The 21,539-nt window shown below is 66.5% G+C and carries 19 protein-coding genes; 12 read left to right on the forward strand and 7 right to left on the reverse strand.

Annotated elements, in window-relative coordinates; translation table 11 throughout:
* Positions 1-120: 120 nt before the first annotated feature.
* The 4 genes from A5773_RS02830 to A5773_RS02845 are packed head-to-tail and all read left to right on the forward strand — an operon-like array spanning position 121 to position 3,695.
* Positions 121-1,590 carry an aldehyde dehydrogenase gene (locus A5773_RS02830; RefSeq protein ID WP_066955059.1) on the forward strand — a complete coding sequence of 490 codons (1,470 nt, stop codon included), beginning with the start codon at positions 121-123 and terminating at the stop codon, positions 1,588-1,590.
* Between the two features lie 14 nt (positions 1,591-1,604).
* Entirely contained in the window at positions 1,605-2,354 is a 750-nt protein-coding gene (locus A5773_RS02835) for an SDR family oxidoreductase (RefSeq protein WP_066955055.1), read from the forward strand.
* A gap of 49 nt (positions 2,355-2,403) precedes the next feature.
* Positions 2,404-3,261, forward strand: coding sequence for an NAD(P)-dependent oxidoreductase (locus A5773_RS02840; RefSeq protein ID WP_066955052.1), 858 nt, complete (start codon positions 2,404-2,406; stop codon positions 3,259-3,261).
* Positions 3,261-3,695, forward strand: a complete 435-nt coding sequence (locus A5773_RS02845; protein ID WP_066955049.1) for a carboxymuconolactone decarboxylase family protein — start codon at positions 3,261-3,263, stop codon at positions 3,693-3,695. Before A5773_RS02840 ends, A5773_RS02845 begins: the two co-directional genes overlap by 1 nt.
* Positions 3,696-3,701: 6 nt before the next feature.
* On the opposite strand, the gene A5773_RS02850 is transcribed toward A5773_RS02845, so the two are convergent.
* Positions 3,702-4,787, reverse strand: a complete 1,086-nt coding sequence (locus A5773_RS02850; RefSeq protein ID WP_066955046.1) for an aldo/keto reductase — start codon at positions 4,785-4,787, stop codon at positions 3,702-3,704.
* 58 nt (positions 4,788-4,845) lie between these two features.
* On the opposite strand from A5773_RS02850, the gene A5773_RS02855 reads away from it, so the two are divergent.
* Complete coding sequence (locus A5773_RS02855; protein WP_231989201.1) at positions 4,846-5,277, forward strand: MarR family winged helix-turn-helix transcriptional regulator; 432 nt, start codon at positions 4,846-4,848, stop codon at positions 5,275-5,277.
* A 24-nt stretch (positions 5,278-5,301) separates the two neighbouring features.
* A complete protein-coding gene (purD, locus tag A5773_RS02860; protein WP_066955043.1) occupies positions 5,302-6,570 on the forward strand; it encodes a phosphoribosylamine--glycine ligase in 1,269 nt (422 codons plus the stop codon).
* On the opposite strand, the gene A5773_RS02865 is transcribed toward purD, so the two are convergent.
* Positions 6,567-8,150, reverse strand: coding sequence for a gamma-glutamyltransferase family protein (locus tag A5773_RS02865; RefSeq protein ID WP_066955935.1), 1,584 nt, complete (start codon positions 8,148-8,150; stop codon positions 6,567-6,569). The genes purD and A5773_RS02865 overlap by 4 nt on opposite strands.
* A 75-nt stretch (positions 8,151-8,225) precedes the next feature.
* Entirely contained in the window at positions 8,226-9,140 is a 915-nt protein-coding gene (locus tag A5773_RS02870; protein WP_066955040.1) for an alpha/beta hydrolase-fold protein, read from the reverse strand.
* A gap of 74 nt (positions 9,141-9,214) precedes the next feature.
* On the opposite strand from A5773_RS02870, the gene A5773_RS02875 reads away from it, so the two are divergent.
* Positions 9,215-9,877, forward strand: a complete 663-nt coding sequence (locus A5773_RS02875) for a TetR/AcrR family transcriptional regulator (RefSeq protein ID WP_066955037.1) — start codon at positions 9,215-9,217, stop codon at positions 9,875-9,877.
* Here A5773_RS02875 and A5773_RS02880 read toward each other — a convergent pair.
* Positions 9,811-10,557 (reverse strand): DUF429 domain-containing protein, encoded by a 747-nt coding sequence (locus A5773_RS02880; protein WP_067789321.1) that lies wholly within the window; start codon positions 10,555-10,557, stop codon positions 9,811-9,813. The two genes, A5773_RS02875 and A5773_RS02880, sit on opposite strands and share 67 nt — an antisense overlap.
* A 42-nt stretch (positions 10,558-10,599) precedes the next feature.
* On the opposite strand from A5773_RS02880, the gene purB reads away from it, so the two are divergent.
* Genes purB through A5773_RS02895 form a run of 3 tightly spaced genes read left to right on the forward strand, consistent with a single transcriptional unit; the run spans position 10,600 to position 14,290 of the window.
* Positions 10,600-12,018, forward strand: coding sequence for an adenylosuccinate lyase (gene purB / locus A5773_RS02885; protein ID WP_066955031.1), 1,419 nt, complete (start codon positions 10,600-10,602; stop codon positions 12,016-12,018).
* On the forward strand, positions 12,015-13,274 hold the full coding sequence (locus tag A5773_RS02890) for a cytochrome P450 (protein WP_066955028.1): 1,260 nt from the start codon (positions 12,015-12,017) through the stop codon (positions 13,272-13,274). The genes purB and A5773_RS02890 overlap by 4 nt, the downstream gene beginning before the upstream one ends.
* Positions 13,271-14,290 carry a tellurite resistance/C4-dicarboxylate transporter family protein gene (locus A5773_RS02895; RefSeq protein WP_067789324.1) on the forward strand — a complete coding sequence of 340 codons (1,020 nt, stop codon included), beginning with the start codon at positions 13,271-13,273 and terminating at the stop codon, positions 14,288-14,290. The genes A5773_RS02890 and A5773_RS02895 overlap by 4 nt, the downstream gene beginning before the upstream one ends.
* Here A5773_RS02895 and A5773_RS02900 read toward each other — a convergent pair.
* Positions 14,255-14,875: a hypothetical protein gene (locus A5773_RS02900; RefSeq protein ID WP_066955022.1), complete on the reverse strand. Its 621-nt coding sequence runs from the start codon at positions 14,873-14,875 to the stop codon at positions 14,255-14,257. The two genes, A5773_RS02895 and A5773_RS02900, sit on opposite strands and share 36 nt — an antisense overlap.
* A gap of 64 nt (positions 14,876-14,939) precedes the next feature.
* Here A5773_RS02900 and A5773_RS02905 point away from each other — a divergent pair, with 64 nt between their 5' ends.
* Both A5773_RS02905 and A5773_RS02910 read left to right on the forward strand, forming a co-directional pair.
* Entirely contained in the window at positions 14,940-15,827 is an 888-nt protein-coding gene (locus A5773_RS02905) for a phosphoribosylaminoimidazolesuccinocarboxamide synthase (protein ID WP_066955020.1), read from the forward strand.
* Positions 15,824-17,974 (forward strand): S9 family peptidase, encoded by a 2,151-nt coding sequence (locus tag A5773_RS02910; RefSeq protein ID WP_066955927.1) that lies wholly within the window; start codon positions 15,824-15,826, stop codon positions 17,972-17,974. Before A5773_RS02905 ends, A5773_RS02910 begins: the two co-directional genes overlap by 4 nt.
* A 10-nt stretch (positions 17,975-17,984) precedes the next feature.
* On the opposite strand, the gene A5773_RS02915 is transcribed toward A5773_RS02910, so the two are convergent.
* Both A5773_RS02915 and A5773_RS02920 read right to left on the reverse strand, forming a co-directional pair.
* Positions 17,985-19,607, reverse strand: coding sequence for a DHA2 family efflux MFS transporter permease subunit (locus A5773_RS02915; protein ID WP_066955017.1), 1,623 nt, complete (start codon positions 19,605-19,607; stop codon positions 17,985-17,987).
* A gap of 242 nt (positions 19,608-19,849) precedes the next feature.
* Positions 19,850-21,475, reverse strand: a complete 1,626-nt coding sequence (locus A5773_RS02920; RefSeq protein WP_066955015.1) for a DHA2 family efflux MFS transporter permease subunit — start codon at positions 21,473-21,475, stop codon at positions 19,850-19,852.
* Positions 21,476-21,539: the final 64 nt, after the last annotated feature.

Below are 21,539 nucleotides of genomic sequence, written 5' to 3' on the forward strand. Positions count from 1 at the left end.
TCGGCCCTTGCACCGCTAACGGCGAGGCGGCTATGGTTCCATCGGATAATATCGGACAACTGTCCACTGAAATCCATTGGAATTCGCGTGCTCGATTGGTCGCACAGACGGGAGCGGGAGATGGCCTTGTTGGCCGACGGCGTGAGCGCACTTTTCATCGACGGGAAGATGTCGCCCGGCAGCGCCGGCACGTTCCCGACGATCAATCCGGCGACCGAGGAAGTATTGGGAGCCGCGGCCGATGGCGGCGCCGACGACATGGGCCGCGCGATCGACGCCGCGCGGCGCGCCTTCGACGACACCGACTGGTCGCGCGATACCGAGCTACGGGTGCGGTGCGTGCGCCAACTGCGCGAGGCGATGCAGCAGCACCTTGAAGAACTGCGGGACCTGACCATCGCAGAGGTCGGCGCGCCGCGGATGCTCACCAGCATCGCCCAGCTCGAAGTCCCGGTCAACGACCTGGCGTTCGCGGCGGATACCGCCGAATCCTACGTTTACAACCAGGATCTCGGCGAGGCGTCGCCGATGGGCATCCGTACCCGGCGCACCATCGCCCGTGAGGCCGTCGGCGTGGTAGGGGCGATCACGCCGTGGAACTTTCCCCACCAGATCAACCTCGCCAAGATCGGACCCGCACTGGCGGCTGGAAACACCGTGGTCCTCAAACCCGCCCCCGACACACCCTGGTGCGCCGCGGTGCTGGGCGAACTCATCGCCGAGCACACCGACTTCCCGCCCGGTGTCATCAACATCGTCACCTCCAGCGACCACGGCGTGGGTGCGCTGTTGGCCAAAGACCCACGGGTGGACATGGTTTCGTTCACCGGGTCGACCGCCACCGGCCGCAGCGTGATGGCCGACGGTGCCGCCACCATCAAGAAGGTCTTCCTCGAGCTCGGCGGCAAGTCGGCGTTTATCGTCCTCGACGACGCCGACCTGAGCGGTGCCGTGGGCGTGGCAGGGTTCTCGGTCTGCATGCACGCCGGGCAGGGATGCGCGATCACCACCCGGCTGGTGGTGCCGCGGGCGAAGTATGACGAAGCCGTCGCCATCGCGGCCGCGACGATGGGCGGCATCAAGGCGGGCGACCCCACGGACCCCGGAACCATCTGCGGGCCGGTGATTTCGGCGCGTCAGCGCGACCGCATCCAGGGCTACCTCGACTCGGCGATCGCCGAGGGCGGCGCATTCGCATGCGGGGGTGGCCGGCCGTCCGGCCGCGACGTCGGTTTCTTCATCGAGCCCACCGTCATCGCCGGGCTGGGCAACGACGCCCGCTGCGCGCGCGAGGAGATCTTCGGCCCGGTCCTGACGGTGATTCCGCACGACGGCGACGACGACGCGGTGCGCATTGCCAACGACTCGCCATACGGCTTGTCGGGCACCGTTTTCGGCGCCGACCCGGATCGGGCGGCGAGGGTCGCCGCGCGGGTCCGCGCAGGCACCATCAATGTCAATGGCGGCGTGTGGTATTCGGCCGACGCCCCGTTCGGCGGTTACAAGCAGTCCGGCAACGGCCGAGAGATGGGCCTGGCCGGTTTCGAGGAGTACCTCGAAATCAAAACCATCGCGACAGCGGTTAACTAGAGGAGCTCGAGAGCATGCGGTTTGAGAACAAGGTCGCGATCGTCACCGGTTCCGGTGGCGGCATCGGTCAGGCGTATGCCGAGGCGCTAGCCCGTGAAGGTGCCGCGGTTGTCGTGGCCGACATCAAGTCCGAGGCGGCCGAGGCGGTGGCCAAGCAGATCGTCGCCGACGGCGGTACGGCCCTGGCGGTGCCCGTCGATGTGTCCGACCCGGCGTCGGCGAAGGCGATGGCCGACCGCGCGCTGGCCGAGTTCGGCGGCATCGATTATCTGGTCAACAACGCCGCGATCTTCGGGGGCATGAAGCTCGATTTCCTGCTCACGATCGATCCCGAGTACTACAAGAAGTTCATGAGCGTCAACCTCGACGGCGCCCTGTGGTGCACCCGCGCCGTCTATCGCAAGATGGCCAAGCGCGGCGGTGGGGCGATCGTCAACCAGTCGTCCACGGCGGCGTGGCTGTACTCGAACTACTACGGCCTGGCCAAGGTCGGGGTGAACGGCCTGACCCAACAGTTGTCCCGCGAGTTGGGCGGCCAGAACATCCGGATCAACGCGATCGCGCCCGGGCCCATCGACACCGAGGCCAACCGGACCACCACGCCGCAGGAGATGGTGGCCGACATCGTCAAGGGTCTTCCCTTGTCGCGCATGGGGACTCCCGAGGATCTGGTCGGGATGTGCCTGTTCTTGCTCTCCGATGAGGCGTCGTGGATCACGGGGCAGATCTTCAACGTTGACGGCGGGCAGATAATCCGGTCATGAGCAACGCCGGCGACGATGCAGAGCGGAGCGATGAGGAGGAGCGGCGCCAATGGCAGAAGATCTGAGGCTGGGCTACATCGGGCTGGGCAACATGGGTGCGCCGATGGCCACGAAGATGACCGAATGGCCCGGCGGGGTGACGGTTTACGACATCCGAACCGAGGCGATGACGCCGCTGGCCGAGAAGGGCGCCGGCCTGGCCGACAGCGTCGCCGACGTCGCTGCCGCCGACATCATCCACGTCACCGTCCTCGACGACGCGCAGGTGCGCGAGGTCGTCGGCGAGCTGGCCGCCCACGCCAAGCCCGGGACGGTCATCGCGATCCACTCGACGATCAGCGACACGACGGCTGCGGAACTGGCCAGTGACCTCAAGCCGCAGGGCATCCATGTCGTGGACGCCCCGGTCAGCGGTGGCGCCGCGGCCGCCGCGAAGGGCGAGCTTGCCACCATGGTGGGGGCCAATCGGGAGGTGTACGAGCGGATCAAGCCGGCGTTCAAACATTGGGCGGCGGTGGTCATCCACGCCGGTGAGCCCGGTGCTGGGACTCGAATGAAGCTGGCCCGCAACATGTTGACGTTCACGTCGTATGTCGCGGCGTGCGAAGCCATGAAACTGGCGGAAGCGGCGGGACTGGATCTGCAGGCGCTGGGTCGGGTGGTGCGTCACACCGATGCCCTCACCGGCGGGCCCGGGGCGATCATGGTCCGCGACGACATGAAAGACCTTGAGCCGGAACACTTCCTGTACCAGCCGTTCATGCATACCCGGGGGCTGGGGGAGAAAGACCTGAGCCTGGCGCTGGCCCTGGGCGAGGCGGTATCGGTGGATCTGCCGCTGGCCCGGTTGGCCTACGAGGGGCTGGCGGCCGGCCTCGGGGTGCCACACACAGAGAAAGAGGCGTGATGGACGAACTTCGCCGCAAGGGCCTCGCGAAGATGAACGAGGTCTACGGCTGGGAGATGCCCAACATCGAGGGCGATGCGTACTTCGACCTGACCGTCGATCACCTGTTCGGCAGCATCTGGACACGACCGGGATTGTCGATGCGCGACAAGCGCATCATGACGTTGACGGCGGTGACCGCGATCGGCAACCGCGACCTGGCCGAGATTCAGATCAACGCCGCGCTGCTCAACGGTGAACTGACCGAGACTGAGCTCAAGGAGATGGCCGTCTTCCTCACCCACTATCTCGGTTTCCCCCTCGGTTCGGCGCTCAACGGCGCCGTCGACGCCGTCGTCGCGAAGCGGAAGAAGGCCGCGGCGAAGGGCGCCGGAGAGGACAAGAAGGCCAACGTGGACACCGCGCTGAAGATGCACTCCGGAGACAAGGACTGACCGGTATCAGTAAGGCCGGCCACCTTCGGGCATCACGTACTCGGAGATCGGCGCAAGGCCGCCGTTGACCGACGTTCCACCGTTGATGATGCCCGGCGCCATTTCCAGCATGTTGTGCGGGAACCCGAATTTCGGCTTGGTCAGCGCGTCGAGCCGGCCCAGTTCGTCGGTGCTGAGCCGCACATCGACGGCGCGGACGTTGTCCTCGAGCTGCGAGAGCCTGCGCGCCCCGATGATGACCGAGGAGACGGCGGGCTGCGCATGCACCCAGGCCAGTGCGACGCTGGCGACGTTCGTCTCGTGCGCCTTGGCGATGCCTTCGAGTTCGTCGATCAGCGCGTAGGTCTTGTCGTTGAGGAATGCGTCGACCATGGCGCCGCGATCGGCGTCGTGCCGACCGGCATTGGCTCGGGTGTACTTGCCGCTGAGCACGCCGCTCTTCAGCGGCGACCACGGTGTGATGCCGAGGCCGAACTCCGCTGCCATCGGGGCGAGTTCCTGTTCTATCGAGCGCTCCAACAGCGAGTACTCGACCTGCAGGCCGACGAAGCTCGACCAGCTACGGAACCGGGCGATGAGGTTGGCCTCGGCGATCTTCCACGCCGGGGTGTCCGAAACGCCGATGTAGCGGACCTTTCCGGCGCGGACGAGGTCGTCGAGCGCCGACATCGTCTCATCTATCGGAGTGTTCGCGTCCCAGATGTGCAACCAGTACAGATCGATGTAGTCCGTTTGCAGACGCCGCAGAGAGTTGTCGCAAGCGTTGATCAGGGACTTACGGCCCGAGCCCCCTCCGTTGGGATCGCCGGGATACAGGTTGCCGCTGAATTTGGTGGCGATCACCAATCGATCCCGGCGGGCGGCGTTGCGACCGACGTGGTCGCCGATGATCTTCTCGGAATGGCTTCGGGTGTAGAAGTTGGCGGTGTCGATGAAGTTGCCGCCGAGGTCCGTGTACCGGTCGATGATCTGTTGAGACTCTTCAACACTGGTGCCCCAGCCGAGGTCTTCGCCGAACGTCATGGCGCCCAGGCACAAGGGGCTGACGCGCAGTCCGGAGCGTCCGAGTGTCACGTACTGATCCAGGGGCATGGGGGCCGCCTTCTGGTAAGTTGTTCGATCATGGGTTTGTTCAATCCTAAACTAGTTCATGTCTGAACGATCAGGCAAGTCGAAGCCTGCGATCGACGCGGCCAAGATCTGGTCGTTGAACTACCGCGTGCTGCTGTCGGTCATCTCGTGCGCCGAGCCCGACATCTGCGCACTGGGACTCGAATCCAAGGAACTGTTCCTGCTCGCCGAGATCGACGAGCATCCCTACCCCGCCGAACTGGCGGCGACGTTGAGCATGCCCAAGGCGACGGTCACCGTCTACCTCAAACGACTTGAGGCCGCGGGATTCGTGCGTCGTGAGATCGACGCCTCCGATCTGCGGCGCCATCGACTACTACTCACTCCGGCCGGACGTAAGGCCGCCACGGACGGGTTGGCGCTGCTGTCCGACGAGTTCAACAAGCGTCTCGGACGCCTCACTGCCGCGCAGCAAAAAGAGCTCAAAGACCTGCTGGAGCGAATCGTCTGAACGCCTGAGCTAGTCTGACGTGTCGTGCGAGTTCTGGTGATCGGTTCGGGTGCACGAGAGCATGCGCTATTGCTGGCGCTTCGGAAAGACCCGCAGGTCACGGGGTTATTCGTCGCTCCCGGCAACGCCGGTACCGCCCGCGTGGCCGAGCAGCATGACGTCGACATCACATCGGGTTCCGACGTTGTCGCCCTGGCGCGCGAGCTCCGTGCCGACCTGGTGGTGATCGGTCCCGAGGTGCCGCTGGTGCTGGGGGTGGCCGACGCCCTGCGAGCCGCCGGCATCGTCTGCTTCGGGCCCAGCAAGGACGCCGCCCGCATCGAAGGCTCCAAGGCGTTCGCCAAGGAGGTCATGGCCGCCGCCGGCGTGCGTACCGCGGCCAGCGAAACCGTTGACAGCCCGGCGCATTTGGACGCCGCCCTGGACCGGTTCGGGCCTCCGGCGGGCGACCCCGCCTGGGTGGTCAAGGACGACCGGCTGGCCGCGGGCAAGGGCGTAGTGGTGACCGCGGACCGCGGCGTCGCCCGGGCGCACGCCGCCGGCCTGCTCGAGGCGGGCCACCCGGTGCTGCTGGAGTCGTATCTGGACGGCCCGGAGGTGTCGCTGTTCTGCGTCGTCGACGGCCAGACCGTGGTGCCGCTGTTGCCGGCGCAGGACTTCAAGCGTGTCGGCGACGGCGATACCGGACCCAACACCGGCGGCATGGGCGCCTACGCGCCGGTTCCGTGGCTTCCCGACGAGGTGTACCGGGACATCGTCGGCAACATCGTCGAACCCGTTGCGGCCGAAATGGTTCAGCGCGGCAGCCCGTTCTGCGGGTTGTTGTACGTCGGACTGGCGATCACCGCCAACGGGCCGGCCGTGGTCGAATTCAACTGCCGGTTCGGCGATCCGGAGACCCAGGCCGTGCTGGCGCTGCTGGAATCGCCGTTCGGGCAACTGCTGTACGCGGCGGGCACCGGCAAGCTGGCCGACTTCGGCGAGTTGCGCTGGTACGAGGGGGCGGCTGTCACGGTGGTGCTGGCGGCGGAGAACTATCCCGGGCGCCCTCGGGTCGGGGACGTCGTCGCAGGCTCGGAAGTCGACGGGGTGCTGCACGCGGGCACGGCGCGCCGCGACGACGGCGAGGTGGTCTCCTCGGGCGGTCGCGTGCTGTCGGTGGTGGGCACCGGCGCCGACCTCGCCGCCGCGCGGTCGCAGGCGTACGAGCTGATGCGGTCGATCCGACTGCCCGGCAGCCACTTTCGAAGCGACATCGCGCTGTTGGCGGCCGAGGGCAAGATCAGCGTCTAGAAACCCGCGGCCTGGCCGTCGCGGCGGGGATCGCTAGCCGCGAAATAGCCGCCACCGAGCCGCCAGATCGCCTGGCAGCTGCCGAACTGGTTGTAGTCGTCCACGGCAACGAGGTCATGTCCGCGACGGCGAAGCTCGTCGAGCGTCGCCGCCGGGAAGCCTTTCTCGCAGCTCACCTGCATGCCTTGCACCCACCGGAACCGAGGACCGTCACACGCGGCCTGCGGATTCTGTCCATGGTCGGCGATGCGCACCATCACCTGTGTGTGACCCTGAGGCTGCATCGTTCCGCCCATCACGCCGAAGCTCATCACGGGGGCGCCGTCTTTGGTGACAAAGCCAGGGATGATCGTGTGGTAGGGCCGTTTGGCCGGCCCCACGCGGTTCGGGTGTCCTTCGGCCGCAGCGAAATTCGTCCCGCGGTTCTGAAGCGATATCCCGGTGCCCGGCACCACGACACCGGACCCGAATCCCATGTAGTTCGACTGGATCATCGACACCATCATCCCCGCGGCGTCGGCGGCGGTCAGATACACGGTTCCCCCGCTCGGAGCGCCCGCGGATGCCGGCCTCGCCCGGGCGCGATCGATCAGGGCCGCGCGTTGCCTCAGGTAGTCGGCGTCCAGCAGGTGTTCCGGGCGCACCGGCATGTGCTCGATGTCGGCGACGTAGGCCTGCGCGTCGGCAAAGGCCAGCTTCACCGCCTCGATCTGTAGATGCACGCTGTCCGCGGAATCGACTGGGAACGAGCCCATGTCGAAGTGCTGCAGGATTCCCAGGGCGATCAGGGCCACTATCCCGTGACCGTTGGGCGGGATCTCGTGGACGGTGTACCCGCGGTAGGTGCCGCGGATGGTGCCCACCCAGTCGGCGCGGTGAGCGGCGAGGTCGCTGGCGCGCATCGCGCCGTCGTTGGCCACCGCGTGCGCCTCGAGTCGGGCGGCCAGCTCTCCGCGGTAGAACGCGTCGCCATTGGTTGCGGCGATCTCTTCGAGGGTGGTGGCCTGTTCGGCGAAGCTGAACCGCTCACCGGGTTTCGGCGCCCGCCCGGCGGGCATGAAGGCGGCGGCGAAGCCGGGCTGCTTCTCGAACAGCGGGATCTGCGCCGCCCATTGCTCCGCGACGGTCGGTGACACCAGAAATCCGTTGCGGGCGTAGCGGATTGCGGGCTCGAAGAGCTTTTCGAACGGGAGCTTGCCGAACTTGGCGTGCAACTCGGTCCACGCCGACACCGCGCCCGGCACGGTGACCGCGTTCCAGCCGACCACCGGAACCGCGTTGCCGCCGAAGTATTCCGGCGTCCAGGCCGCGGGCGAACGGCCAGACGCATTCAGCCCGTGCAACTGCCGGCCGTCCCACACGATGGCGAAGGCATCCGAGCCGATGCCGTTGGAGACCGGCTCCACCACCGTAAGCGCGATGGCGGTGGCGATGGCCGCATCCACCGCGCTTCCCCCGTCGGCGAGCATCCGAAGGCCCGCTTGGGCTGCCAGCGGTTGCGACGTGCACACAACGTTGTCCGCCAGCATGGGCTTTCGCGGCCAGGCGTAAGGAAACTCCCAATCGAAGGGTGCCGTCACCTTCGCGAGCGTAGCGCTGGCGTGACGCTCGTTGCCCAGCACCGCCCTAGCGTGACGCTCGATGGCCAAACGCATTCACGCCGTCAGCAGCGGCGCCATCCAGGTCAGCTCGGCGGGCAGCTGCGAACTCCAGAACTCCCCGTTGTGGCCGCCCGGCGAGAAACCGCCCGCAGGCGGATGGGGCAGTTGCGCGATGAACTGTTTGGTCGCGGCGTAAAACGGATCGCCGTCGCCGCAATCGACCCGAATGGGAATCGACCCCAGCGCAGGCATCCCGAACACCGAATTCGCCGCGAAGTCGTCGGGCCCGTCGAAGGCACCAGGCGCAGCAGCGCCGGAGGAGAGCCACAGTGCGGGACTGACGGCGCAAATCGCCGCGGTGCGCGCCGGACCCAGCCGACCCCCCAGCAGCAATGCGCCGTAGCCGCCCATCGACCAGCCCAAGAACGCCACCCGCGAGGTGTCCAGGCCCTGGCCACTCAACATCGGGATGAGCTCGTCGAGCACCATCGCCCCGCTGTCCTCGCCGGACGCCCTCTTGTGCCAATAACTGCCGCCACCGTCGACGGCGATAACGGCAAACGGCGGCAGGCCCGCGTTGACGGCTTGGGCCAGGCCCTGTTCGACGCCGCCGGCCATCACCGTGGATGCGTCGCTGCCCTTGCCGTGCAGCGCGATGACCGGTCGCAGCGCCTTCGTTTGGCCTGGCGGTCGCGCGATGGCCCAGTTGGTGTTGATCCCGCCGCGCGCCGCCGAGACGAAGGAACCCGTCACCATGGTGGGCGCCGGCTGACCCGGGGGGGCCGGTTCGAGAGGTGGGGTCGGTGGCGCCAGCGGCGCCTGGGTGCCGGCCGGCGACAGCGGCATGGCCTGAGATGGTCGGGGCTTGAACAGGATGTCGAGCGCGTACGTGCCCGCTGCTCCCGCGGCGGCGCCGGCGCCGAGACCCAGCAGGGCACGGCGGCTCAAGTCGGGCATGGGGGCCATCATGCCATGTTGGTTTTGGCGGACTGTTTGGCCGAAATGGCAATGCAGTACCACTTTGACTGGCACGATGGCTACTCGTGACGGCAGCAGTCACTCCGAAGGGAGAACGTCGACGGTATGCGCTCGTGAGCGCCGCCGCCGAGCTGCTTGCCGAAGGCGGATTCGATGCGGTGGGTCACCGCGCGGTCGCTCGGCGGGCCGGACTGCCGTTGGCGTCTACTACGTATTACTTCTCGTCCCTTGATGATTTGATCGCGCGTGCCGTCGAACACATCGCGATGATCGAGGTGGCACAGCTGCGGTCGCGGGTTACCGCCCTTTCCCGTCGGCGCCGCGGACCGGAGACCATCGCCGAGGTGTTGGTAGACCTGCTTGTCGGCGACGTGTCCAGCCCGGGACTCAGCGACCAGTTGATCTCGCGCTACGAGCGACACATCGCGTGCACCCGGCTGCCCGCATTGCGCGATACCATGCGTCGCAGCCTGCGGCAGCGCGCCGAGGCCGTGGCCGAGGCCGTCGAGCGATCGGGCCGCACGGTACACATCGAGCTGGTGTGCACGCTGATCTGCGCGGTCGACGGTTCGGTGGTGTCCGCGTTGGTCGAGGGCCGCGATCCTCGCGCGGCGGCGTTGGGGACGGTGGTCGATCTCATCGAAGTGCTCGCCCCCATCGATCAGCGGCCCCTGCGGTCGGCCGGCAGCGAAGGCGTCACGATGTACCCGGTGGCGAAGTCGCCGTAGATCGTCACGTCCGCCGGGCGGCGCTGCGCGTAGAGGGCCACATAGGCACAGACCACGGCGTCGACGGGGTCCTCGGCGCGGCGCAGCTCGCTTTTGCGCTCGGCAATGGTTACCCGCTTGCGCAGCCGAGCCCACTCTTCATTACCCGCTACCTGCAGGGGTACCGCGGCGTGCGCAAGCTTCTCTATGCCGTCCATCAGCAAGAGCAACTCGGATTTGAGCTGATCGACGCCGCGGCCGGGCTTGGCCTTGTACTTGAGGGTTCGCGCCAGCCGGAACAGCACCACGGTTGCCGGATGCGGGTAGACCTCGATGGCGCGCCGGCATGCCGGTGAGCGCGGGTCCATGTCCAGTCCCAACGCCCGCGCCAGACGCGCCGCGCGCGGGCCGTCGGCGAACTCCGGTTTCGCCGTGTTGGCCGGGTGCGCCCCGGCTTCGAACTTGCGGAAGTCGCGGTTGAGCGCCGCTTCGGCGGGACGCTGGCCGGTCGGGTTGGTCACCACCAGCGGCGCGTCGAATCCGACCACGCACTGCCCCTGCACGTAGGGCGACAACGCGGCGAGCACCGCGGCGTCGTCGCCGACGGCGTCGATGTGCACGAGGCAGCCCCCGGCGTCGACGACCGCGACCCCCGTGGGATTGCGCCCGGCCCAGGCCAGATCGACGCCGGCGAAGTACATCCTGGCCAGGGTATGGCCTGCCGGATCGTAAGCTCTATGTCTGTGAGCATTCCGAACGTCCTGGCCGCCCGGTACGCCAGCGCGGAAATGGTCGCGATCTGGTCGCCGGAGGCCAAGGTCGTCGCCGAACGCCGGCTGTGGCTGGCGGTGCTGCGGGCACAGGCGGAACTCGGGGTCGACGTTCCGCAGGACGCGATCGCCGACTACGAGCGGGTGATCGAGGACGTCGACCTGGCCTCGATCGCGGAACGCGAGCGCGCGCTGCGCCACGATGTCAAGGCCCGCATTGAGGAGTTCAACGCGCTGGCCGGTCACGAGCACGTGCACAAGGGCATGACCAGCCGCGACTTGACCGAGAACGTGGAACAGTTGCAGATCCGGCGGTCCCTGGAATTGGTCTTCTCCCATGGAATCGCGGTGGTGGCGCGGCTCGCCGAACGAGCGGTGGGCTACCGCGACCTGGTGATGGCCGGACGCAGCCACAACGTCGCGGCGCAGGCCACCACCTTGGGCAAGCGGTTCGCGTCCGCCGCGCAAGAGACGCTGATCGCGTTGACCCGGCTGCGCGAGTTGATCGACCGCTACCCGCTGCGCGGTATCAAAGGCCCGATGGGCACCGCCCAGGACATGTTGGACCTGCTGGACGGTGACGCGGCAAAGCTGGCCGAACTTGAGCGTCGCGTAGCCCAATTCCTAGGCTTCGCAACGGTTTTGACCAGCGTCGGGCAGGTTTATCCGCGATCGCTCGACCACGATGTGCTCTCCGCGCTGGTGCAGCTCGGCGCCGGGCCGTCGTCGATGGCCCACACGATCCGGCTGATGGCAGGGCACGAGCTCGTCACCGAGGGATTCGCTCCGGGCCAGGTCGGCTCGTCGGCGATGCCGCACAAGATGAACACCCGCAGTTGCGAACGGGTCAACGGGCTGCAGGTGGTGCTGCGCGGTTACGCCTCGATGGCCGCCGAGCTCGCGGGCGCGCAGTGGAACGAGGGTGACGTGTTCTGCTCGGTAGTGCGCCGAGTTGCATTGCCGGACAGCTTCTTTGCCATAGACGGGCAGATCGAGACGTTCTTGACCGTACTCGACGAGTTCGGCGCCTATCCCGCGGTGATCAGCCGGGAGCTGGATCGCTACCTGCCGTTCCTGGCCACGACCAAGGTGCTCATCGCGGCGGTCCGCGCGGGGATGGGGCGCGAGGCCGCGCACCATGTGATCCGCGAGCACGCGGTCGCGACGGCCCTGGCCATGCGGGAACAGGGCACGGAGCCCGACCTGCTGGAGCGGTTGGCCGCCGACGAGCGACTGCCGCTGGACCGGGCGGCGCTGGATGCCGCGCTGGCCGACAAGAAGGCGTTCATCGGCGCCGCCGGCGATCAGGTGGACGAAGTGACCGCCACGGTGGACGCGTTGGTAAGCCGCTACCCGGACGCCGCCAAGTACGCCCCGGGCGCGATCCTGTGACGCTCGCCGGCTCGCTCGCGGGGATCGACTTCACCGATCTGGACAATTTCGCCAACGGATTTCCGCACGACTTGTTCGCCATCCACCGTCGTGAGGCGCCGGTGTACTGGCACGAACCGACCGACAACACCCCCGACAGCGAGGGCTTCTGGTCCGTCGCCACCTATGCGGAAACGCTTGAGGTGTTAAAGGATCCGGTGACATACTCCTCGGTCACGGGCGGCGGCCGGCCGTACGGCGGTACGCTTCTGCAGGACCTCTCCATCGCCGGGCAAGTGCTCAACATGATGGACGACCCGCGTCACTCACAGATACGGCGCCTCGTCAGTTCCGGGCTGACACCGCGAATGATCCGGCTGGTCGAAGACGATCTGCGGGCGCGCACGCGTCGGCTGCTCGACGCGGTGGTGCCCGGGGAACCGTTCGACTTCCTGGTCGACATTGCCGCCGAGCTGCCGATGCAGATGATCTGCATCCTGTTGGGAGTGCCCGAGTCCGAACGGCATTGGCTGTTCGAGGCGATCGAGCCGCAGTTCGACTTCGGCGGCTCGCGCAAAGCGTCATTATCGCAGCTGTCGGTCTCGGAAAGAGACGCGGCGGCCGGCTCACGGATGTACGAGTACGGCCAACAGCTGATCGCGTCGAAGCGGGCCGAGCCGACCGACGACATGTTGTCGGTCGTGGCGAACGCGATGGTCGACGACGCGGACGCGCCGTCCCTGTCGGACCTCGAGCTCTACCTGTTCTTCAGCCTGTTGTTCAGCGCCGGCGCGGAGACGACGCGCAATGCGGTCGCCGGAGGGCTGCTGGCGCTGGCCAACCATCCGGAGCAACTGCGGGCGCTGCGCGCGGATCTCGACGCGCTGCCGACCGCCGTCGAGGAGATCGTGCGGTGGACGTCGCCGTCGCCGTCCAAGCGGCGCACCGCCACGCGCGACGCCACGCTCGGCGGTCAGTCGATCGAGGCGGGCCAGAAGATCCAGATCTGGGAGGGCTCGGCGAATCGCGACGCCGCCGTATTCGAGCGCGCCGACGATTTTGATATCGCCCGAAAGCCCAACCCGCACTTAGGGTTCGGTCAGGGTGTGCATTATTGCCTGGGCGCCAACCTGGCCCGGCTGGAACTGCGCGTGCTCTATGAGGAGCTGTTCTCCCGGTTCGGCGGTGTGCGCGTTGTGCGGCCGATCGAATGGGCCCGCAGTAACCGGCATACCGGCATCCGGCACCTGGTTGTGGAACTCCTCGAGGAACGGTGACGATCCGACGCGCCGAGGCCGAGCCGACGCCGGACGTCTTCGCCGCGGTGATGGCGACAGGGATTCTGTCGATCGCTGCGCACAACCACGGCTACCGCTGGGTCAGTGACGCGCTGGGCGTCGTCGCCACCGTCGGCCTGGTGTTATTGGTGGTCCTGGTGGTCACGACGACCGTGGGCAGGCGCGAGAAGTTGCGCTGGGATCTGACGGATCCCGATGTCACCCTTCGGTTGTTCACCTTCGTTGCCGCCTGCGCGGTGATCGACACCCGTTTGTCGTCCAATGTGTGGGTGCTGCGGGTGCTCGGCGCGGTGGGGCTTTCATCCTGGTTGGTGCTGATCGGCCTCACCGCACGGAATATGTTGGCGCGCCGCTGGTCGGCGCTGCGCGACCGCGCCCACGGCGCGTGGCAACTGGGTAGCGTGGGAAGCTCAGGGCTAGCGATCGTCATCGCCCGGGCGGCGTACCACACCGGTCACCGTTGGTGGCTGACCGTAGCCGTGGCCGTGTGGGCGGCGGCGATCCTCTTCTACGGCCTGGTGACCTGGCTGATCGTGTGGCGGGTCGTCAACGAGCGCCAGGACCGGGACGGATTCGAGCCGGATACCTGGATCCTGATGGGCGGCATGGCGATTGCGACGCTGGCCGGCGCCAACATCCACCCCCTCGCCCCCGTGTGGCTGACCTGCGCCGTCCGCATCGTCACGGTCGTGACGTGGGTGACGGCCACCCTGTGGATACCGCCACTGATCTACTTCGGCCTACACCGGATCAGCAGGCGTCCCAACATGTTGCGTTTCGCCGGGGTGTGGTGGGCGTTCGTGTTCCCGCTGGGTATGTATTCCGCGGCCAGCTACGCCATGGCAGGCGAAATCGGCGAGCGGTCATTGCTAACGGTTTCGCTCGTATTCTTTTGGGACGCGTTGGCGGCATGGCTCGTTGTCGTCGTCGCTGGGCTAATGCTGCTCGGCCGCGCGCTGCTACAGCCGGCCGATCGAGATGCCGGCCGCGCGTAATTCGAGCGCGGCCAGCGCCCGGATGGTCAACGGATCCTCCCGGCGCCACCCACCGACCGGATCCGCGCTGACCGCGGCGAGCTTTCCCGGCGGCCTGTTCGTCAGTGCCCGCAAGGCAAGGAGTTGCTCGCCGGCCGGGGTCGCGGCCAGCGCTGTCACCGTCAATTTCCGTCGAAAGAACCGCAGCCGCAGGAGAAGCCACGGCACGTCCGCGACGAGGATAGGGACGGCGGCGATGGCCATCGCCAGCAGGACCGCAAGCCAGCTGGCCGTGGAGTCCAGGTCGTGGCCGGCACCCGCGAGATCGAGCGCTGCCTGGCTGGCAGAGTTCAGCGGCTGGCTGACCGCGTCCCCCACCAAAGGGATGTGCTGGGCGCCCTTGCCGGCCGACGCAAGGTTGCCGGCGATGCCATGCGCGCCGCTCTCGACTTGCCTGCCGGCCTCGGCGATCGTCGAAACGGCGTCGTAAACCGCCAGACCGACGAGCAGCCATATGGCGGTCCACAGGACGACGGCGAAGTCGCTGAGCAGCTGGGCCAGCAGCCGGCCCGGTCGGGTGGAGTAGGGCAAAAACCGCGGGGTCATAGTCTCGATCCCAGCACAGCTCCCGACACGCGGCCCCTTCCCGGGTGCCCGATAGGCTAACCCGATGCGCCCTGCACTGTCCGACTACCGGCACCTGGCCAGCGGGAAGGTTCGCGAGATCTTTTCCGTCGACGAGGAACATCTGCTGCTGGTCGCGACCGACCGGATCTCGGCGTACGACTATGTCCTCGACAGCACGATCCCGGACAAGGGCCGCATCCTCACCGCGATGAGCGTCTTCTTCTTCGGTCTGGTCGACGCCCCCAATCACCTGGCCGGGCCACCGGATGACCCTCGGATTCCCGAGGAGGTCCTGGGTCGTGCCCTGGTGGTGCGGCGGCTGGAGATGCTGCCGGTGGAGTGTGTGGCGCGCGGCTACCTCACCGGGTCTGGATTGCTGGACTATCAGGCGACCGGGAAGGTCTGCGGCATCACCCTGCCGCCCGGCCTCGTCGAGGCCAGCAAGTTCTCCGAACCCCTGTTCACCCCCGCCACCAAAGCCGCGCTGGGGGATCACGACGAGAACATCTCGTTCGACCGGGTGATCGAGTTAGTGGGCGGCGTTTATGCCAACCAGCTGCGCGACCGCACGCTGCAGATCTATGTCCAGGCCGCCGACCACGCCTTGACGAGGGGAATCATCATCGCCGACACGAAGTTTGAGTTCGGCACCGACCGCGACGGCAACTTGCTGCTGGCCGACGAGATCTTCACCCCGGACTCCTCGCGATACTGGCCGGCCGAGGATTACCGGGTCGGGGTTGTGCAGACGAGTTTCGACAAGCAATTCGTCCGGAACTGGCTAACCGGCCCCGAGTCGGGCTGGGACCGCCATGGCTCGCAACCACCGCCGCCTCTGCCCGACCACATCATCGACGCGACTCGAGGTCGTTATATCGATGCCTACGAACGCATTTCGGGCCTGAGTTTCGACGAGTGGATCGGCGCATGACGGAAACACGTGCCGGCGCGTCAGCGCCGCCCGTCGCCAAGCGCGAGGAGCGCCGACGCGAGCATCACGGCGACGTCTTCATCGACCCCTATGAGTGGCTGCGCGACAAGTCCGACCCCGAAGTCATCGCCTACCTCGAGGCGGAGAACGATTACGTCGATCGGATGACGGCTGATCTCGAACCGTTGCGGCAGAAAATCTTCGATGAGATCAAGGCGCGTACCAAGGAGACCGACCTGTCGGTTCCGACGCGGCAGGGCGACTGGTGGTACTACGCCCGCACCTTCGAAGGAAAGCAGTACCGCGTCCAGTGCCGTTGTCCGGTCGGCGATCCCGATGACTGGGATCCGCCGACTTTGGAAGAGGACACCGAAATACCCGGCGAGCAGATCCTGCTCGACTCGAACGCCGAGGCGCACGGCCACGAATTCTTCGCGCTCGGTGCCGCCACCGTCAGCCTGGACGGGAATCTGCTGGCATATTCCGTCGACACCGTCGGGGACGAACGTTATACCCTGCGCTTCAAGGACCTGCGCACCGGCGAGCTGTATCCGGACCAGATCGCCGACATCGGGGCGGGCGCGACCTGGGCGGCCGACAACCGCACCGTGTACTACCTGACCCTGGATGAGGCGCACCGCCCCGACAAGGTCTGGCGCTACCGGGTGGGCTCCGACGAGACCGCGGAGTTGGTGTATCACGAGGCCGACGAACGGTTTTGGCTCGGCGTCGGGCTCACCCGGAGTGAAGCCTACGTATTGATCGCATCGGGTTCCTCCATCACCTCCGAGTACCGGTACGCCGACGCCGCCGATCCGCGCGCACCGTTCTCCGTCGTGCTGCCGCGGCGCGAAGGCATCGAGTACGCCGTCGAGCACGCGGTGGTCGGTGGGCAGGACCGGTTCTTGATTCTGCACAACGAAGACGCGGTGAACTTCACGCTGACCGAAGCGCCGGTGAGCGAACCGACCCAGCAGCGCACCCTGATCCCGCACCGCGACGACGTGCGGCTCGACGGGGTGGACGCCTTTGCCGGCCATCTGGTGGTCAGCTACCGGAGGGAGGCTTTGCCCCGGCTCCAGGTGTGGCGGATCGATTCCGGAGGGAAATACGATGAGCCCGAGGAGATTACGTTCGACTCGGAGCTGATGTCGGCCGGTCTCGCGGGCAACCCGAACTGGGACGCGCCCAAGTTGCGAATCAGAGCGGGGTCGCTGGTCATCCCGGCGCGGGTATACGACATCGACTTTGCCACCGGGGAAAGAACCTTGCTGCGCGAGCAACCTGTGCTCGGCGGTTACCGCACCGACGACTACGTAGAACGGCGCGACTGGGCCCTTGCCGACGACGGGACCCGCATCCCGGTATCGATCGTGCACCGCGCCGGGATCGAATTCCCCGCGCCGGCCTTGCTTTACGGCTATGGCGCCTACGAGATATGCACCGACCCCAGCTTCTCCATCGCTCGGTTGTCGCTGCTGGACCGCGGCATGGTTTTCGCCATCGCCCACGTCCGCGGTGGCGGTGAAATGGGCCGGCCGTGGTACGAGCACGGCAAGCTGTTGGAGAAGAAGAACACCTTCACCGACTTCGTAGCTGTGGCAAGGCACTTGGTCGACACGGGTGTCACCCGGCCGCATCAGCTGGTGGCGCTGGGCGGCAGTGCGGGCGGCCTGCTGATGGGGGCGGTCGCCAACCTGGCGCCGGATCTCTTCGCCGGCATCCTGGCGCAGGTCCCGTTCGTCGACCCGCTGACCACCATCCTCGATCCCTCCTTGCCGCTGACCGTCACGGAATGGGACGAATGGGGAAACCCGTTGCAGGACAAAGACGTCTATTCCTACATGAAGTCATATTCGCCTTATGAGAATGTCGAGGCCAAGCAGTATCCGGCCATTTTGGCGATGACTTCCCTGAACGACACCAGGGTCTACTACGTCGAGCCGGCCAAGTGGGTGGCGGCGTTGCGGCACGCCAACGCCAACGGCAGTCCGATTCTGCTGAAGACCCAGATGAACGCCGGTCACGGCGGGGTCAGTGGCCGCTACAAGGCGTGGCAGGAGACCGCATTCCAGTACGCCTGGCTATTGGCTGTCGCCGAAGGCCACCGCGATGGCGGCGGACAGAAAGACGACGTCGAGGGATAACGCCCGACGGTCACGAAACGTCGTGGGGTGTTACCGGCTTGCGCGGCAGAAATGCGGCCGGGATGATCGTGAACGCCACCAGGACGACGGCCAGCACGAACACCAGGGTGTAGACCTGGGAGAGGTTATGCGTGACATGGCTGGCGAAATCCGGGGACAGGGCCTGGCGTGGGATTGCCGCCGGATCAACCGGCAGCCCGCGTCTGTCGGCCTCCTCCTGCAGCGAGGCCATTTTGCTCGCGGCGGCCAAGGTTTCATCGCTGGTGAACTGGTTGGTCAAGACCACCGCCATCAGGGCGGCACCAATCGAGCCGCCCAGCTGCTGGTTGACGCTTACCAGCGTCGTACCGCGGGCGATCTGATGCGGCGCGAGTGACTGCATGAGGGCTGCAGAGAGCGGCGTCGTGGTGCAACCCACACCCAGGCCTGTGATCGTCAGACCGGCGAGCAGGATCGGCGAATAATGAGCCTGCCTCGCCACGCCCAGCGTGAAGATCCCAAGGCCTATGGCCATTACCGGGAGGCCAAGCAGCACTATTTTGCCCGCCCCGTATCTGTCCATGTACACCCCCGCGATCGGCAGGGTTATCAGGGCGCCGAGTCCCACCGGCGCGAGGTGCAGGCCCGCCTGCATGGGCGTCTCATGCAATACGAGCTGGAAGTAGCTGGGTATGAGCAGCGTGGCGCCGACTGAGGCGGCGGCGAATACCAGCAGCGTCACGTTGACCTCGGTGACCACCGGGTTCTTGAACAGCCGAAGGTCGATGAGCGGATGATCCGTGCGGAACCGGGCGTGCAAGACGAAAGCGGTGATGAGCGTCACGCCAATGACCATCGGTACCCACACGTAGGGGTCGGCAATCGTGTGTCGTCCGGGGATGGACGACACCCCGCATAGGAATATCGCCACCCCGGGAGACAGCAACAGCAGCCCGGTGACGTCGAGTGCTTCCGACGGGGACGGGCGGTCTTTCGAAAAGAGGATCGCGGCAAGGACGAACGTGGCCAGGCCTATCGGCAGGTTGACCAGGAAGATCCACTTCCACCCGTATGAGTCGATCAACCACCCGCCCAATATCGGTCCACCGATCGGCCCCAGCAGAATCGGAATTCCCCCGATTGCCATCAGGCGACCGACCCGCTTCGGGCCGGCCTCGCGAGTCAAGATCGTCCAGCTCAGCGGCAATAGCATGCCGCCGCCAATACCTTGCAGGACGCGGAAAATGATGAGAAGCAATATGTTTGGCGCTATCGCGCATAGTAGCGAGCCGACCGTGAACGACAGAATCGAACCCATGAAGAGCCGTTTGGTGCCGAATCGGTCGGCTGCCCACCCGGTTATCGGAATTACAGTAGCGAATGCCAACATGTAGCCGGCCATCGTCCACGAGACGATGGCTTGGGTCGAGCCGAATTGGTCGATAAAGGTGCGTTGCGCCACAGCGACGACGGTGTTGTCGAGAATCGCCATGATGCAGGCCAACCCGCAAACCCCGGCGATGCGAAGTAGTGCGGGGTCAAGCTTGTCGGGGTATTCACGTGCGGCGTCGTCGTCTAACTCTCCGGTGTCAGCGGTGGACACCAGAGCGTCGGACAAGCCGGAAGAGGCCTTCTGCATTGTGTCGCCGAGCATAGCGATATCGGTACCCGCAAGCGGACGCTTTTAGGCGTTTGGCTCGGCCGACGCCGCTAACCTGCTGCGTGCAGGCGTTTCGGTTGTCGTTCCCACAACGACAGCGCGCGCGCATCGACCCGGTCCGGTAAGACCTCCCACCATCGGAGCAGGTAGCCCGCGGAACGAGCGCGCGGGCACCCGTAACGGCCGCCGACGCCGGCCTTTCTCCTAGGTGCGATTTGCTGAGATAGCGAATTGCGCTAATTACCGACGGTTTGGCTCGCCGGCTTTTTCGGTAAAAAGGACGCCGGAATGATCGTAGAGACCACCAACACCACCGCGATCGCAAATACCGCCGTATAGGCGTGAGAAAGGTCGTGTACGACGTTGGCCCAAAAACCGGCGTCGAGCGTCTGACGCGGTATTGCGGACTGGTCTACCGGCACCCCGCTGACGGCGGCTTTCTGCTGTAACGCCGCAATCTTGTTCGCCGCGACGATGTTCTCACTGCGATTGAACTGATTGGTGAGGATCATCGACATCAGCGCGGTGCCCACCGACCCGCCCACTTGATGGCTGACGCTCATCAGCGTCGTGCCCCGGGCTATCTGGTGCGGGGCCAGCGCCTGCACCGCGGCGACCGACAGCGGCATCATGGTGCAGCCCATGCCGAGGCCCATGATCGCCAGGCCGATCAGCAGCGTGGGCAGGTAGTCCGCCTGCCTGGCCACGCCAACGGCGAACGTGCCGAGGCCGGCGGTGATCAGCGCGATACCGACCAGCACGATCTTGCCGGGCCCCCGTCGGTCCACCAATGGCCCGGTCAGGCGCATGGTCAGCATTGCGCCAAGTCCCTGGGGGATCATGCGCAGGCCCGCCTGCATCGGCGTCTGGTGCAGCACCTGCTGGAAGTAACTCGGCAGGAGTAGGCCGGCACCGAAGAAGGCGCCGGCGAATACCAGCATCGTCACGTTGGCGTGGGTGAGCACCGGATTACGGAACAACCGCAGATCGATGAGGGGGTGATCGGCGCGGTGCCACGCGTGGGCGACGAACCCCGCGATCAGGGTGAGGCCGACGATGGCCGGTATGAGCACGTGGCGGTCGGCCACGGTGCCGCATCGCGGGATCGACGACACCGCGAACAGGAACATGGCCAGGCCGGGTGACAGCAGCAGCACGCCGACGAGGTCAAAGGTTTCCGACCGCGACGGGTGGTCACGGGGAAAGATGATCGCCCCTAGCGCGATGGTGACGAGGCCGATCGGCAGGTTGATCAGGAAGATCCACCGCCAGCTCGAAGCGTCGATCAGCCAGCCGCCCAGGATTGGGCCACCGATCGGGGCGAGCAGCATCGGGATGCTCAGGATCGACATCAGGCGACCGAGCCGCCGCGGGCCCGCTTCACGTGTCAATATCATGAAACTCAGGGGCAGCAGCATGCCGCCGCCGATCCCTTGGGCCACCCGAAAGACAATGAGCTGCAGGATATTTGCGGCCAGCGCGCACAGGAGGGAGCCTAGCGTGAAGGCGAGCACGGAGCCCAGGAAAAGCCGTTTGGTGCCGAACCGGTCGGCCGCCCACCCGGTGATCGGTATGACCGTCGCCAATGCCAGTGTGTAGCCGGTCATCGTCCACGCGACGACGGCCTGTGAAGACCCGAATTGGTCGATGAAGGTGCGCTGCGCAACGCTGACGACGGTGACGTCCACGATCGCCATGACCGTGGCGAGGATGCACACGCCGGAAATCCGCAACAGGCCGGCGTCCAGCTTGTCGGGATAGTCCCGCTCGCCCGCGCCCGCGCCCGGCTGCGGGGCGGGGTCGTAAGGCAGCGGTATGTCGGCCGCTACATACGGGGCCTGATCCATGGCGTTGCTTAGCATATCGAACCGATTCCCCCGCCGTCCGCCCGCGGGACCCTTTCCGGCTGGCGCGCAGCCCGCCCGA

This window comes from Mycobacterium sp. 852014-52450_SCH5900713, from assembly GCF_001667075.1.
Lineage (GTDB): Bacteria > Actinomycetota > Actinomycetes > Mycobacteriales > Mycobacteriaceae > Mycobacterium.